This window comes from Lactobacillus kullabergensis (assembly GCF_003151025.1).
Classification (GTDB): Bacteria; Bacillota; Bacilli; order Lactobacillales; family Lactobacillaceae; genus Lactobacillus; species Lactobacillus kullabergensis.
On the sequence record NZ_CP029477.1, the window covers coordinates 1,595,314 to 1,610,795 of the forward strand.

The following is a 15,482-nucleotide window of genomic DNA, read 5'->3' on the forward strand; positions in this document are numbered from 1 at the left end:
ACTTAACTAAAATTTTTAATTCAAACTATTTAAAACGTCACTTACAATGCCATGATATTTAGCTAACAATTGTTTGGCTACTATTTTACTTTTACCCGTTTTAGCCATCACTATTGCAAGAGCAACATCATTGTCTGCTTTTTTTAAAAAGCTTAGAGCTTTAGCAGTCGGAATTTCTGCCGTTTCACTAATAATACGGCAAGCACGATCAACTAGCTTATCATTGGTTGGTTGCACATCAACCATCACATTTTGATAAACTTTGCCTTGTCTGATCATTACACCGGTTGAGATCATATTTAAAATCATTTTTTGAGCAGTACCGGCTTTCATACGGGTTGAGCCGGTTATCACTTCAGGACCAACCACAGCATTAATTGCAATTTCAGCGATTTGACCTATCACTGAATTTGGCACACAAGCTACGGCTATAGTTAGAGCTTGAACTTTAGCGGCATATTTTAACCCACCAATAACATAAGGAGTTCGGCCACTGGCAGCTAAACCAATAACAATGTCATTTGCCGTTAATTTAAGATTTTTCAGGTCGGTTTCTCCCATTGTGATGGAATCTTCTGCACCCTCTACAGCAGCAAACATAGCTTTTTTGCCACCTGCAATCAAGCCAATTGCTCTTTCTGGCTTAATACCGTAAGTCGGAACTAGTTCAGCTGCATCAAGCACACCTAATCGTCCACTAGTTCCAGCACCAATATAGATTAAGCGTCCTCCAGCAGAGTATCTTGTGGAAGCCTGATCAATTGCTTTAGCAATTTGATCGCTCTCTCCTGCTACAGCAAGAGCTACTTTTTGATCTTCAGCATTGATTGTTTTGACCATATCCGATGTAGACATCGTATCAATGTGCGTTGTTGCTGGATTTCGCGCTTCGGTTTCTAAGTTTTTAATTTCCATATTTTATCCGTAAATTAATTTGTTTTCACAGTTGCAACAATCTGATTGGCAGTAACCTTGCCTGCAGAAATTGGAGAAATACTTGTGACATCTTCCATATTGTTAATCATTACCATCACGTCTGTTGGCTTGCCCGCAGCTTTGACAGCTGGAACATCCATATGAGCAACGATGTCACCGCGTTTAACATATTGACCGCTTTGCACATTTATCTCAAATGGGGCACCCTTTAATTCAACAGTGTCAATTCCAAAATGCAAGACTAATTCTAATGGACCTTGATCCGATTCCATTGTAATTGCATGTTTCGTATCCATAATTGTTAAAATACGTCCATCAACTGGAGCAACAATTTTACCATCATTATCAGGTATTACAGCAAAGCCGTCCCCCAGCATTTTTTGAGCAAAAACATCATCTTTTACAGCAGATAATTCTTCCAATTCACCATTCACAGGGCTGGCTAAATCAACTGCTACACTTTCGTGACTTGTTTCATTATTCTCGGGGTTAACAAAAGAGCCATCCTCATTTTTAGCAACTACAGCGCTCTTAGGTACACCAAAGAAATAAGTTAGAATAAAACCGCCAATATAAGCCGCTAATAAACCAATACAATAATTTAATGCTTTATTGTGGGCAATTAACGGAATTAAGGCAATACCAGATGTACCAATAGCGATTGAGCCAACATTGCCGAAGGCTCCTAAAACGGCACCACCAATACCACCACCTAAACATGCAGTAATGAAGGGACGACCTAAAGGAAGAGAAACACCGTAAATTAGTGGTTCGCCCACTCCTAAAATTCCGACGGGCAAAGCCCCCTTAATTAGTTTAGTTAATTCTTTGTTCTTACGACATTTAACCCATAAAGCAATTGCAGTACCTACTTGTCCGGCACCCGCCATTGCTAAAATAGGCAAAAGCGGGGTATAACCCATCTTTTGAATCATTTGCACATGAATCGGCGTTAAAATTTGATGCAGGCCAAACATAACCATTGGTAGGAACACTGCACCTAAAATAAAGCCGGCAACAGGTCCACCAACCTTTAAGACCCAGTTAATTCCGCCAACGAGTGAGTTTGAAACCCAACCAGCAAAAGGCATAATGATAAAAATAGTAATTAATCCCATTATTAATAAAGTTAAAAATGGTGTGAAAATAATATCAACCGAATCAGCCATGTATTTGTGGAAGAATTTTTCAACATATGACAGAAGCCATACTGCAAGTAAAACTCCAATAATACCACCCTGTCCAGAAGCTAACGGCTGACCATTAAAAATATTTGGTATTACCATAGGAGCTACTACACCGGGTAGCATTACCACACCACCGATGATACCACCAAGTCCAGGTGTGGCATTAAATTCCTTAGCAGCATTAATACCAACATAAATATTTAAGTAGAAAAATAGTCCATTGGCAATCACACCTAAAACGGTGATGCCCAGGTTCCAGCTTGCCGGCAGCATTTTGGCTGTCAACATATTTCTTAAAATACCTGATACACCAGAAATTAAACCGGCACCAACAAATGCTGGAATTAAAGGTATGAAGATAGCCGAAATATGTTGTAAGACTGCACGCCACCAAGTTTTCTTTAAGCTGGCTTTATGGGCTGCGTGAACTTCTTCAGCTTTCTCCATAACTTCGCTCTTGTCTTTTTGATAAGAGCTTTCCTCAGCTGTTACATCTGGAAAAGGATCATTTTCATTTACTCCAGCTGCATTAACCATGCTTTGAGCAACTTTAGCATTTACACCAGGACCTAAAACTACTTCCAGTGTTTCACCATCAACTACTCCCAAAATGTCTTTAACTTGTTTTAAACCAGCTAAATCCACTTTAGATTTATCCCTGACCGTAATTCTCACTCTGGTCATACAATGGTATAAAGATTTAACGTTTGCAATACCACCAATATGATCATAGATTTCTTGGCCTATTTCGGAATATTTATCTGTACTCATTTTTTCCTCCTTTTTTAAAGACAAAATAAGTATATTATTTATTAGACCAATTTGCAATCTATGATGTAATTTTGCTAAAATATATAGTTCATTGGATTATACCATTCTCAAAATAAGCAATTATAAATTTGTCATTATTTCTATTTTATATAATATAAAAAGTTATCCCAATTTATTCGTGACAGGTTTAAAAATAATTTTTTGTCCCGATCCTATTTGATCCAAAAGGGGTAAATCAAACGCTGTCACGTGTCCCAAAACATTAACTTTCTTATCTGCTGGTAAATCACGCTTAGTTATTTGTAATTCACCCTGATAACGTAAATATTTCGTATTGTCACAGGTAATTGTTCCTTTAGTCCGAGATCTAGAACTTTCCTGAGGTGTGACATCAAAAAGCTGCCGGCTGCGTCCTTCATTAAGCCTAACAACATCACGCGCTACGTCTGGTCTATTATGCCATTCATATTGAAACAACTGTGGTAATTTTTCCTTGACATGAAGGGTTATAATCTTCTTTTTAGTATAATTTTTGAAACTATCAATCATTTGCGGTGATAAAGAAGCATCACCGATAAAAATATGATCACAACCCATGTGTTTTAATTCCAGCATTGCTGCTAAAGGATTCTCTCCTCTTTGCTTTTCCAAAGTAGGTAATCCAGCATGAATTGGACCACGTAAAACAGCATCACCAGCGACAAATGCCATCGTTTCCAGATTCATGTGATGTAACCAATCATTTTTCTCTTTTAACCAATTCGAATCCAGACCGGTTTCTGGACGAGGATAAAAATTATGCCAAGCCTGCAAATTTTCGAAGTTAGCGCCGTGTTCACGTAAAGCTGTGAGGTCATCCTCATTTACAGTACTTGCGTTTAGAGCAATTGGCATTTTCTGCGAAAGTTTGGAAATAGTAGCTGGGGATACGCCATCGTCTATTCTAAGGCCAGTCAAGCCTAAGCTTTCAAGCTGTTCTTCATTTTCTAGTGAAAGCCCCAGCCTTGCCATACCACTCTCAGAAACATCAGCAATGACAGCAGTTTCTAAATTTTTACACCATTTAGTCAATTCTGTTAATCTTCTCACTACAATTTTAGGATCATCTTCAGGAATATGCAGTGAAGTAAAAATAGTTGTTAATCCCGCATTCCGCATTGCAAGTAAATAATTATAATCATCAGCCGTTAAATCACGGTTGAGATAAATTGAAAAACCTAACATAAATTTTTCTCCCCTTTACATGTGAAATCACTTACAGACATTATTATATTATATATACGGAGATTATGAGTAACTAAAAAAATCGTGAACTGTGTCCACGATTTTTAATAATCAAGTCAATGTAATTAACTTTTTTGTAATATAAACGTACTCCAAGGTTCAATAAATTTTAACAAGTCTAAATCATCGGGATGTAAGTGTCCTACAAGATTACGTCTGCCATCATTAACAAACGGTGTTAAAACAATTTGAAGCTCTCCTTTATACCTCGGGTATTTATCATTAACAACAACTATATCTCCTCTTGCAAAAGAAGCTTTGTCATTATTATGAGCTGGAATATCTTCCTTAGCATAAACAACTCGAGGCTGCGTGTCGCGTAACAGAAATGCAGAAGCATCACCGCGATACAAATGAGGCTCTTTTAAGCAAATCGTTTGCTCAATTGGTAAAATATCATCTTCAAAATCGATTCCTAAAGTAGGAAATGAACTGTTAAAAGCATTTGCTGCAGCAGCTAACTCATCTTCACTGGCAAAAGCGTTGCCAATAATAATATCATCAATCATTTTACTCAAACGTAAGTGAGTAACCTGACTAAAAATGCTCCGTTTACGATCACTTTCAAGTGTAGGTAACCCTTCATGAACAGGCCACGGACCAAATTTAGCATTTTTAGATGAAATAAACGCAGCTGTATGCAATCCATAATGACGATACTTTTGTGAATATTCATTAAAAATTTTTTCACTTAATCCCGTATATTCTTGTGGATAAAAGTTATGACAACCAATTAGATTATCATTCTCCGGATTATAAGCCATGATACTATCTAGATAGTTGGTTCCCCTGCTCATATTAAGTTCAATTTTTAATCCATATCGATTATGAGTCATTGAAGCCTCTTCCATGCCACTGAAACCTTCATCTAGACGCAAGCCCCAGACACCTAAGTTATGGAAAAAAACAAGGTCATTGTAATCAATTTTTAGTTCTTTAAATAAAACAGGGTTAATATCTACTACTGTTTTAAAGCCTAGTTCATTGGCATAAGCTACATCTTTCTTTAACTTTGCAAGTATATCTTCTCCACTTGCACTTTTTAATTGCAAAAGTGATGTAAATATTCTGCTATAGCCATAATGATGGGCTAAATCCATATATTTTTTATCCTGTTCAAATGTACTTTGCTCGGGATAAAGTGAAATACCTAATTGCTTCATAAACTATTGCTCCTTAAACTTTATTAACTTTTTGAGGATCCATGTTATTAGAAGCAATAACAAATGGTACATAAATCAAGAAACCTACGACCATATTAACAATTTGTAAAATAACTGGACGCCAATCAATCGTTGCCATTATTGAATTAAGGAAAGGTGGCATTGCCCAAGTTGTCTGTACGGCAACTCGGTTTACCAAGCCAAGACTTAGAGCACCATATGCAATTGATACCATAACTAATGGAGCAAGAATAAATGGAATAATGTAAATTGGGTTTAAAACAATCGGCATACCAAACATCATAGGTTCATTAATGTTGAAGATTCCAGGTACGAGAGAAATCTTAGCAACAGCACGTTCATCTTCACGCTTTGAAAAAGCAAGAACAGCTAAAATGAGTAACAGAGTTGAACCTGCACCACCGATCCAAACATAAAGGTCAAAGTCACTTCTAGTCCACATATACGGTAACGCTTTTTGCACTTTATGTGCATTAGTATTGGCAATCAGTGCAGTAGTCCAAATACTTTCTGTAACTGGTGCCAATACATTGGTACCATGGATACCAAAGAACCAAAACAGTTGGACTAAGAATACAATCAGCAACAACGAGCCATATCCTTGACCCATCTTCATTAGAGGCTCTTGAATTGTTTTGGCAATTAAGTCAATCACTGTTGTGTTTTTAAGAGTGAATAGATAGTCAATAATACCAACAACGAACAAGCCTGCAGTCGCAGGAATAATACCTGTAAAGGCATTAGAAACAGCTGGCGGAACACTGTCAGGCATTTTAATAGTAATATGTTTCTTTACTAAAGCAATATATATTGCAACAGAAATGGCACCCATAATCATAATGGTAAAGAAGCCGTAAGCACCAAAGTACTTGCTAAAATTAAACCATCCCCAAGCACTAATATTCTTGCCATTAACAGCCATTTGAGCATCAGTTAATGTTTTTATGTCTCCCTTAGTAAGAACATTTTTTAAGTCAGCTGAAAAGCTCTGAGGCAAGCTCATGATAAAGGTACCTAATGTAAGCAGGCCACCTGCGATTGGTTCAACTTTATATTGGATACACATTTGATAGCCAAATGTGAAGGCAAACAGCAATCCCAGAATCGCTGTTGAACCTGTCCAAACCAGGCCATTAATACTAATGAGCCATTGCATTGAGTTAACAACGCCCATCCATCCTAGGTTAGTGGGAACATCCCTAAAGATGGCATTTAATACACTAGCTACTGAACCAGCCAGCATAATAGGCATAATGGAGATAAAGGCATCACGCAGTGCAACAAGCCAGCGAAGAGAGCCGATCTTAGCCGCAACAGGAACGAGATGCTTGTTTAGCCAGTTAATTATAGCATTCATAATAATTCCTCCTACTAATATTTCACTACACTTGCATTATACCATAGCAAATGGAAACGTTTACCATTTTAAAAGCGTAAATTGTTGTGGCTGTATGTTTTATGGCTTTGGTCTACACCAATATAGTTCAGTATTCTCTAATCGATATTAGTCAGGTGATCAAAATGGTATATACCATATTTTTTTACTAATAAAATGCATCTTTTTAATTATTATTTAATAAAAAGATGCATCTATTGTTTGTCACCCTCAATGAGAAAGTCTTTGATTTAGATTTTTTCTTTAAATGGACGAAAGGTTTCATGTTTAGTTGAATATTCCACAACCTTCTTTATCTTATTCCCAGTAAACTCCATTAGTGACACCCCATCGAAGCAATATTCTTCTTTTTCTACAGCATCAAAATACCAAGTAACAACAAATTTACCAGTATCAGTTTGTTCAATTTTAAAAATATCCCATTTTAAAACTGTCTGCTCTTTAGACTTCGAATTAATATAGGCTTTTAACTCATCTAACCCTTCATAAGTAGCGCCATAGCATTCACGGTAATAGACATCTTGGCTAAACCAGCTATCAAGAGCAGAAAAATCTTTTTTAAGCCAAGAGTTAAAGTAATATCTGATAGTTCGTTCGTTTTCTATAGTTTGACTGGAATTTGATAACATAATACTTATCTCCTAATTTATAAGCAAAAGATCCTAATATTAAGTCTAAAATGACCACTTTTTATAATTTATTATCAATTAATATACATATCAAAGCAATAAAAAATAACTAACTTAACAAATAAGCTAGTTATTTTAGACTAAATTGAGTTTTACTATAATAAGGTTTTACTTCTCGGGCTTTACTTTAATTCCTTTATTACTTGCAATAACAAATGGCATGTAAAGGAAGATATCTAAGATGAAAAGCAGTAAAGACAAAATTGTTGCAGGAATATCTCCAGCAGTAGTAACCCAGGTAGTTAAAACAGGCGGGATTGTCCAAGCTGGTATTACAACACTTTTGGCAACTAAGCCCATCATAGTCAAAGGATAAGCTATTGCCAAATTAATTAATGGCACAAAAATGAATGGAATTACAAAATACGGATTCATAACAACTGGAAGACCAAACATGATTGGTTCTGAAACATTAAAGAAGCTTGGCAACAAACCTAATTTAGCAACATCCCGGTAATCTTTTCGCTTAGAAACAATAAAAATTGCTATTAAGAACGGCAATATTGCTCCAGTACCACCGAACAAAGTATACATCCCGAGCCAAGGATTAGTAACAATATTAGGCACTGCTTTATGAGCCGCGAATGCAGCCATATTTTGTTGGATTGCAGCTAACATAGGAGGAGAGGTAACTGAAGCTACAATATTTTGTCCGTGTAAACCAAAGAACCATAAGAATTGAGTAACAAACTGAATGACAAAGCAGCCAATCCAAGATTCCATAGCAGCTTGCAGAGGCTTAGAAATAATTGTTTGAACCAAGTCAGTAACTCCTTGATGAAATATTTGAACATAGGCAAAACTAAAAACAGCAAAAACAATTACTACAAGAGATTCAGGAATCAAAGAATTAAATGATTGAGCCACTGCTGGTGGTACTCCATCTGGCATTTTTATTCTTAATTTCTTAGATTTATAAAAGAATAGTAATAATTCGGTACTCAAAATTGCAGCAATCAAGCCAACAAACATACCCCCAGAAGAAGTTAACGCTTGGGTGTAGACACCAGTTACCGTCACATTTTTCATTGAACCAGAAACAACAGCTTGATTATTTAAAGGAAACATTATCAGAGCTGTAGCTACACTCAATATTCCAGCATGAATAGGACTAATGTCATTATTACTGATCCTACCGTCTGCAATATAAGAATTTAGTAACCTATAACCTATAATAAAAGTTACAAAAATGGTCATAAAACCCATGGTACCGTTATTTACCATAGTTCCCATTTGGGTCAAATTTGCAGCATACGGAAACACTTTTAAAACAGCAGGCTGATTTAAAACCAGGGAATTTAATAATATAAACAATGAGTTTACCATTATAATAGGTGTAATGTCGACAAAGGCATCACGTATAGCTACCAAATGCCGTTGATTACCAATCTTGGTAGCTAGCGGTAAAATCATTTTGCTAATTTTGTCAGAAATACTCATTTTCTCCCCTTCAACTTTTTACCTTAAAATATTAACTTTTGAAACGTTTCAACAACAATATTATAACTCTAAATTGGAAACGTTTCAACAAAAAATGTAAGTGATTTCACAAAAAATTGAATATTTTGAGAGGCTTTTTATCACTTTTTAATTTTTATTACACCATAAGGAAAAGCAGTTTTCGGCAAGTTAATAATATTATCGTAAACAGAAAGAGGCTTCCCCGATTCTAAGCTTAAAAACGTATTCGCTTTTGCTGGCAAATCATTGATTGAAATTTTGTGATTAACTTCTTCACTGTTATAAAATAAATAGTAGTCTGCGTTTTTCTTTGTCATAAAAATGTTCTTATTGACATATTCTGGACAGCCACGTGTATCATAGACGGCTTCACCAAAAACTTTTAGCCAATCCCCTAGTTTTTTCATTAATTCTAAGGCAGGCTGTGGCAAAGTACCGTCTGGTTTAGGACCAATTCCTAAAATGACGTTGCCGCCCAGTGAGATAATTTTGATAATATTATCTAGTATTTCTCTAAAACTTTTATACTGATCATTAGGTACATATCCCCAATTTTTAGCCAAAGTTAGGTTAGACTCCCAAACCTTTTGAGGTGGGACAGCGGGTATTTGCTGCTCTGGCGTAACATAATTTTCGTATTTTCCACCAATTGTACGGTCAACAATCAGGGTATCAGCTTTAATTTGCCAGATCTTTTTGGCAATTTGCTCCATAGGCAGGAATTCATGGTGACCGCCATTAACCCAGCCAGCATCAAGCCATAATATGTCAATTGGTCCATAATTTTGGCAAATTTCAACTAACTGATTTTCAACAAACTTTTGAAATTTTTGCCATAACTCAGGCTTTTGTGCTGGATCATAGCTTGCATATCTTCCTCGGGGATCAGAGCCAGGTTCCCAATAAAAAGGACAGTGCCAGTCAGCCTTTGAATAATAAGCACCGGTAGCAATTCCTTCCTTGCGAAAAGCCTCGTTAACATATTTTAAGATATCAGCCAATGGATTATTATGAAAAGCAGAATCTTTACTGGTAATCTTATAGTCACTATATTTGGTATCGTACATGTTGAAACCATCATGGTGCTTTGTGGTAAAGATCATATACCTAAAGCCAGCATATTTTGCTGCTTTAGCCCAACTTTCCGGATCAAAATTCACTGGATTAAATTCATGATTTAATGCCCAATAATCATGTCTTAATTCTTTTAGATCTTTGCGAAAGGCACCGTGTTTACGAGCCCAATCATCTTCTTTTGATAATTGCCATGATTCAACAACACCTGCTTGCGCGTATAAACCCCAATGAAAAATAATACCCAATTTTTGATTTTGAAACCATTCTAATTTATCTTGAATTACTTGTGGTAGGTCTTGATAACTTTCCTGTTGGGTTCCCTTATTTTCAACTATATCCTGTCTCTTCTTATTCTTCTCATTCATCTTGCAACTCCTTTTGCCAAAATATCTTGTCTTGAATAAAAACCTGCTTTTCCACTTTTTGATGAGCAAGCAGCTTTAATACTGTTTCTGCCACTTTCTCTGCTACTTTCTCAACTGGTTGTTTTATTAAAGTAACCGGTAATTTCATATTTTGTAATAAATGGGAATAGCCAAATCCAGCTACAGCTATATCAGTTCCTACCTTTTTATCACAGTCACGAACTCCTTGAACGACTTGAATAGCGTTAGTATAATTAGTGACAAAAATTGAGTCAAAACCTTTTTCATTCAAACCTGCAACTGCTTCATAAGCTTCTGTTGTACCATAATTAACATAAATTACTTGACTAGGAGTAAGTGTTACCCCCATTGATTTGCAAGCAGCATTAATACCCGCAAGCCGTTGTTGCAGCACATAGTCACTTTCGGTGGGAATCAAAAATGCAGGTTTATTTCTTTTTTGCAGTATTTTAGTGACAACCTTTTGCGAAGCCATCATATCTGCACTCATGATTTCCGGCACTCTTTTATCTAGCAATGAAGCTTCAACTGAAACAACGGGTAATGGCAATTGTCCCACTTTTTGAAAAGATTGCCATTTACTTTCTGCTTTCAAAACGATTAAAGCATCAACAGACCGTTCAATTAGTTTTGCTAGTTTAAATTCAAAAGTTTTTTCATTATTACGATGACTGGTTAAAAGTAAAAAATACCCGGCATGATCGAACAATTGCTCTAAAGCTGCTATTAATTGAGAGCTGTAGAAGTTATCCATGTTATCTACCAATATTCCAATTGAAAAGGACTTATTCATCTTAAGAGATTTAGCGGTTTGATTTGGTATATAGTGTAATTCCTTTATAGCCTGCTTGATCTTCTCTTCATTTTCTTTTTTTAAATGAATACCATTTAAATAACGAGAGATAGATCCTACTGACACACCTGACCTATTAGCAATATCTTTAATTGTTGCCATTTCCCACCTCTATAGCATAATCCGAAATAAAGTTATATGCAGCACCATATAAATTCGCATTATTATGATACTGACACTCTTTGACTTCAGGCATTATTTCGCATACTTTATTTTTTACCAATTCTGCATACAAACGTTTAGATATTTCGGCACTAAAACCTTTATGGGCTGAAATACCACCACCAATTATTAAAGCATCAAAATCAAAAGAGACTTCAATATTGTACAAACCAACAGCTAAATAATTGTACACTTTATCAATCAGGTCTTGCGCTAGTTTATCTCCTTGGTCTGCTAATAGAAATAGTTTTTCACCATCTATGTTATCAATACCAGTTTGTCTTTCATATGCAGATGCAGCTTTAACAATTGTTGCCCGTGTGCTGAGAGTTCCTCCATCACTGGTTTGCATAAGGCCAAATTCTCCTCCAAATAAATGGTTGCCTTTATATAATTTTTTATTAATAAAAATTGCACCACCGATACCTGTGCCAATTATAATGAAAGCTACATTGGTAAATTTTTTACCGGCACCGATATTGACCTCACAAATACCAGCACAATTAGCATCATTTTCAATTGCGACAGGTAAAGAAAATTCCTCTTGTAATTCTTTAAATATTGGTCTGTCATGAATATAGGGAACTGCACTGATGCCTTTAATTGTGCCACTTGACTTATCAACAGCACCAGGTGCGCTAATAGCTATGCCGTCAAAATTATGCTGATCAATGAAGCGGTGCATTTGCAATTTCAAACCTGCAAAAGTCTTGGGTGTCGCAAATTTTTCTATGCAAGCTATCTTATTGTCCTGAAAACTACCACACTTGATATTAGTTCCACCAATATCAAAAACTGCTAATTTCATATTTGTGCCTTCTTTTTAATTCAGGCTTGCGCCATTACTTGATATTACCTTTTTAAACCACCAATAACTCTTCTTAGGAATGCGTTTAAGATCCAATAAGTCGGTATTAGTGCGATTAACATAAACCATGCCATAACGTTTAGTCATATCTCCGCCAGAGCTGGGTATATCAATTAACCCCCAGACTAAATAGCCTAGAACCTTAACACCATCATTATTTATTGCTTTTTCTAAAGCACGTAAATGTTCTTTATGGTATTCAATTCTCTGATTATCCTGAATTTCTTTACCGTAATATGTCTCCCGCAATCCAATACCGTTTTCGATCGGAAACATAGGTACATGATACTGATTATAAGTTTTAGTCAAAACATCCCTAAAGCCGTCAGGATCAATCGACCAACCCCACTCATTTACTGGTAAAAATGGATTTTCTTTTCCACCAAATTTAAAGTAATAATTAGGAGCAGTTTTTTCGGGTACAAGAGTGCTGCTAATTGTCGAACTTTGATAATAACTGAATGCGATAAAATCACTTTTCATTTTACTGATTTCTGCAAGATCACTAGGTAGGACACCAGTTTGAATATTATTTTTTTGGACAAAATTAACTACTTCATTTGAATAATGTCCTAAAACAAAGGCATCGAGCAGGTTTTTATTAAGAAATTCGTCAATTTGACGAGCATATAAAATATCTTTAGGCATTGATGAAGCTGGATAAACTTCACTATACGCCAACATACCACCTATTTTAGCACTTGTTTTTTTATGTAAGTAATTAGCAATTTGCGCATGAGCCAGCATCAAATGGTGACTAATAATATACAAATCAGCGATTGTTTCCTCACCTTTTATTTTGCCGGCAATTTTTGTTGCTCCAGGCATAAAATAAAGATTTTGTTCATTAAATGTTATCCAGTATTTTACCCTTTTGCCAAAAATATCAATCATTTTTTTGCCATAACGAACAAAAGCATCAACTACATAGCGGCTGCTAAAACCATTATACTTTTGGGCTAAATTCAATGGCATATCAAAGTGGTAAAGACAAATCATTGGTTCGATATTTCTTGCAAGTAAGTTGTCAATTAAGTCTGAATAAAATTTAATTCCTTCAGGATTAAAATCACCATCACCTAAAGGATTAACCCTACTCCAAGAGATTTGGAAACGATAGCAGTTGATCCCTAGATTAGCATATAAATCCAGATCTTCTGGATAGCGGTGATATTCATCGATTGCTGTATCCCAAATTGAAGTGCCATCTTTTGCTCTATAAGTATCATAAACTGACTTGCCCTTGCCTCCTTCTTTGACAGCTCCTTCAGTTTGCATACTAGATGTGGAGTTGCCCCACAGAAAGTTTTTCGGGAAAACCTTTTTTACCATTTCCTAACCTCATTTCATTTCTTTGAAACGTTTCAATAATATTATATAAAAATGACTTTATTAAGTAAAGTACATAGCTAATTCACTGCAAAATTACATAAAAATTAAAAACGACACCTCAAAGGATGTCGTCTTGTTTTAATATGTTATAACTACTTATTTGTTGTAGCATAGTCTGAAATATTTAAAGTTTGCTGGAAACCATTAGCACTTGTAACAGTCAAAACTGTATTATTGTTGCTAAACTGAACTGCACTTTTATCAACGCCGTTTACACTGGCAACCAAATCAACTATTTCATTAGATTCATTGATAGTCAAATTTTTCAAATCACTAACGACAACCTTTTTGCCATTTAGAGCAGCCTTCGCATTATTTATTTGATTTACTGTATCACTAACTTGCGCTACAGTCGCAATAGCTGTATTAACTTGACTACCAGTTGAAATGGCCGAATCATAAGCACTACGCAAAGCTTTAGCAGAAAGTTTATAGGAATCACTTGCTTTAACTGCCGCATCTTGAGCTAACAAGTCTTGTAAGCTCTTTTTATCAGTTGAAGTAGCAGTAACCGTCTCATCTTTAGCTGTATCAGGAGTATTGACTGGAGTTAGTTTAACACCACTAACTTTACTAATATCGTCTTGCTTAATATAACCGTTCTTGTCACTTTGTAATTTGTAGAACAATTCAGCCTTATTATCATCCTTTACCCAAATGTACCTTAATTCGGTAACTCGTGCTCTGTGACCTTTAGCAAAAGTTTTGGTTGGTTGAGCCACACCTTTGCTGTTATAAACATTAGTAGTACGGGCTAAAGTAATTGTTGTGACATCTTTATCATCTTCTGGCTTAGAATTTGTTGGCTGCAATTGCTTACCAGAAACTATACCAACGTTATTCTTCTTAACCCATTGGTCTTCACCAGGGAAGTTATCGTCTTTAATCCGATAAAACAGCTTTTTGCCGATATATTTAAGTTGATCAACTGTAATCTTTTCGTCTTTTCTAATCAAAGTTTTAGTCGAATGACCATTGCCATCATAAATATAGGCATTATGACTTAATGTGATCACAGTAGGATCGTTCTGGTTGTCACTTGGTGAATTATCATCTTTACTTGGCTTTTTATTAACTGGCTTTAACTTAGCACCTGTCGTTTTTCCAACATTAGCTGCCTTAATAAACTGGTTGCTTTGACCACCGATTCTGTAAAACAACTTTTTGCCGATATAAATAAGTTGGTCAACTGTAACTGTTTGGCCCTTTTTTATTTTCTGTTTCTCAGTTTTACCTTTTGCATCATAAATGTAGGCATTATGCTTTATCTTGGCTTTCGCTGTGGCTACAGGTTTTACAACCTTCTTGCCATTGACATAGCCAACATTAGCTGCCTTAACGTAGGCATTGCCACCCAAATTATAATATTCCTTATTTTTGATTGTAACTTTGCCATTAAATGTTAAGGTGATGCCTTTACCAATTTTAGTATTCTTAGCACTACCCATATAGGTCTTCAGTCTCTTGCCATTTTTGTCATAAACATAAGCATTATGACTCAACTTAATCGTATTTTGCTTTGAATTGTTGTTTTTCTTAGTTGCAACCTTGTCAGCCGCTTGCACAACAGTAAATTGACCTGCTCCTATTACAGGGCTGACACCAATTAACGCAGCAGCCGATACCATCATAAATTTATGACTAAATTTCATTTTGCTTCTCTACCTCGTTATTTATAAAAATTCTATCAATACATAATATTGTATACTAAAAAATGGCTGATACAAATAAAGTAAAGCATTGCTAACCTTTTCTTAATACTCTTGCATAAATGTAAAAAAACTGCAAATTTTTTTAAAACTAAACTATAAATTTTTTCATTCAATTAACTTTTAT

Annotated in this window: 12 protein-coding genes; all 12 read right to left on the minus strand. The window is 35.6% G+C overall.

Annotation, left to right across the window (positions count from 1 at the left end):
* Positions 1-15: 15 nt before the first annotated feature.
* Positions 16-915, minus strand: coding sequence for an N-acetylmuramic acid 6-phosphate etherase (murQ, locus tag DKL58_RS07670; protein ID WP_109586689.1), 900 nt, complete (start codon positions 913-915; stop codon positions 16-18).
* A gap of 14 nt (positions 916-929) precedes the next feature.
* Positions 930-2,894 (minus strand): glucose PTS transporter subunit IIA, encoded by a 1,965-nt coding sequence (locus DKL58_RS07675; RefSeq protein WP_109586690.1) that lies wholly within the window; start codon positions 2,892-2,894, stop codon positions 930-932.
* A gap of 162 nt (positions 2,895-3,056) precedes the next feature.
* Complete coding sequence (locus tag DKL58_RS07680) at positions 3,057-4,118, minus strand: DUF871 domain-containing protein (protein WP_109586691.1); 1,062 nt, start codon at positions 4,116-4,118, stop codon at positions 3,057-3,059.
* Positions 4,119-4,243: 125 nt separating this feature from the next.
* Positions 4,244-5,341 (minus strand): DUF871 domain-containing protein, encoded by a 1,098-nt coding sequence (locus DKL58_RS07685; protein WP_109586692.1) that lies wholly within the window; start codon positions 5,339-5,341, stop codon positions 4,244-4,246.
* 13 nt (positions 5,342-5,354) lie between these two features.
* Positions 5,355-6,719, minus strand: coding sequence for a PTS sugar transporter subunit IIC (locus DKL58_RS07690; RefSeq protein WP_109586693.1), 1,365 nt, complete (start codon positions 6,717-6,719; stop codon positions 5,355-5,357).
* Between the two features lie 269 nt (positions 6,720-6,988).
* On the minus strand, positions 6,989-7,387 hold the full coding sequence (locus DKL58_RS07695; RefSeq protein WP_109586694.1) for a nuclear transport factor 2 family protein: 399 nt from the start codon (positions 7,385-7,387) through the stop codon (positions 6,989-6,991).
* A gap of 168 nt (positions 7,388-7,555) precedes the next feature.
* Positions 7,556-8,887 (minus strand): PTS sugar transporter subunit IIC, encoded by a 1,332-nt coding sequence (locus DKL58_RS07700; protein WP_109586695.1) that lies wholly within the window; start codon positions 8,885-8,887, stop codon positions 7,556-7,558.
* Between the two features lie 140 nt (positions 8,888-9,027).
* On the minus strand, positions 9,028-10,350 hold the full coding sequence (locus DKL58_RS07705) for an alpha-L-fucosidase (RefSeq protein ID WP_109586696.1): 1,323 nt from the start codon (positions 10,348-10,350) through the stop codon (positions 9,028-9,030).
* Positions 10,343-11,326: a LacI family DNA-binding transcriptional regulator gene (locus tag DKL58_RS07710; protein WP_109586697.1), complete on the minus strand. Its 984-nt coding sequence runs from the start codon at positions 11,324-11,326 to the stop codon at positions 10,343-10,345. The genes DKL58_RS07705 and DKL58_RS07710 overlap by 8 nt, the downstream gene beginning before the upstream one ends.
* Positions 11,313-12,194, minus strand: a complete 882-nt coding sequence (locus DKL58_RS07715) for an ROK family protein (RefSeq protein WP_109586698.1) — start codon at positions 12,192-12,194, stop codon at positions 11,313-11,315. The genes DKL58_RS07710 and DKL58_RS07715 overlap by 14 nt, the downstream gene beginning before the upstream one ends.
* A 15-nt stretch (positions 12,195-12,209) precedes the next feature.
* Positions 12,210-13,586 (minus strand): glycoside hydrolase family 1 protein, encoded by a 1,377-nt coding sequence (locus DKL58_RS07720; protein WP_109586699.1) that lies wholly within the window; start codon positions 13,584-13,586, stop codon positions 12,210-12,212.
* A gap of 152 nt (positions 13,587-13,738) precedes the next feature.
* Complete coding sequence (locus DKL58_RS07725) at positions 13,739-15,298, minus strand: SLAP domain-containing protein (RefSeq protein WP_109586700.1); 1,560 nt, start codon at positions 15,296-15,298, stop codon at positions 13,739-13,741.
* Positions 15,299-15,482: the final 184 nt, after the last annotated feature.

Bases quoted from the DNA above. Each gene is read 5' to 3' on its own strand.
- DKL58_RS07725 (WP_109586700.1), bottom strand. From the start codon at position 15,298: ATGAAATTTAGTCATAAATTTATGATGGTATCGGCTGCTGCGTTAATT.
- DKL58_RS07710 (WP_109586697.1), bottom strand. From the start codon at position 11,326: ATGGCAACAATTAAAGATATTGCTAATAGGTCAGGTGTGTCAGTAGGA.
- DKL58_RS07720 (WP_109586699.1), bottom strand. From the start codon at position 13,586: ATGGTAAAAAAGGTTTTCCCGAAAAACTTTCTGTGGGGCAACTCCACA.
- murQ (WP_109586689.1), bottom strand. From the start codon at position 915: ATGGAAATTAAAAACTTAGAAACCGAAGCGCGAAATCCAGCAACAACG.
- DKL58_RS07695 (WP_109586694.1), bottom strand. From the start codon at position 7,387: ATGTTATCAAATTCCAGTCAAACTATAGAAAACGAACGAACTATCAGA.
- DKL58_RS07685 (WP_109586692.1), bottom strand. From the start codon at position 5,341: ATGAAGCAATTAGGTATTTCACTTTATCCCGAGCAAAGTACATTTGAA.
- DKL58_RS07705 (WP_109586696.1), bottom strand. From the start codon at position 10,350: ATGAATGAGAAGAATAAGAAGAGACAGGATATAGTTGAAAATAAGGGA.
- DKL58_RS07690 (WP_109586693.1), bottom strand. From the start codon at position 6,719: ATGAATGCTATAATTAACTGGCTAAACAAGCATCTCGTTCCTGTTGCG.
- DKL58_RS07715 (WP_109586698.1), bottom strand. From the start codon at position 12,194: ATGAAATTAGCAGTTTTTGATATTGGTGGAACTAATATCAAGTGTGGT.
- DKL58_RS07675 (WP_109586690.1), bottom strand. From the start codon at position 2,894: ATGAGTACAGATAAATATTCCGAAATAGGCCAAGAAATCTATGATCAT.
- DKL58_RS07680 (WP_109586691.1), bottom strand. From the start codon at position 4,118: ATGTTAGGTTTTTCAATTTATCTCAACCGTGATTTAACGGCTGATGAT.
- DKL58_RS07700 (WP_109586695.1), bottom strand. From the start codon at position 8,887: ATGAGTATTTCTGACAAAATTAGCAAAATGATTTTACCGCTAGCTACC.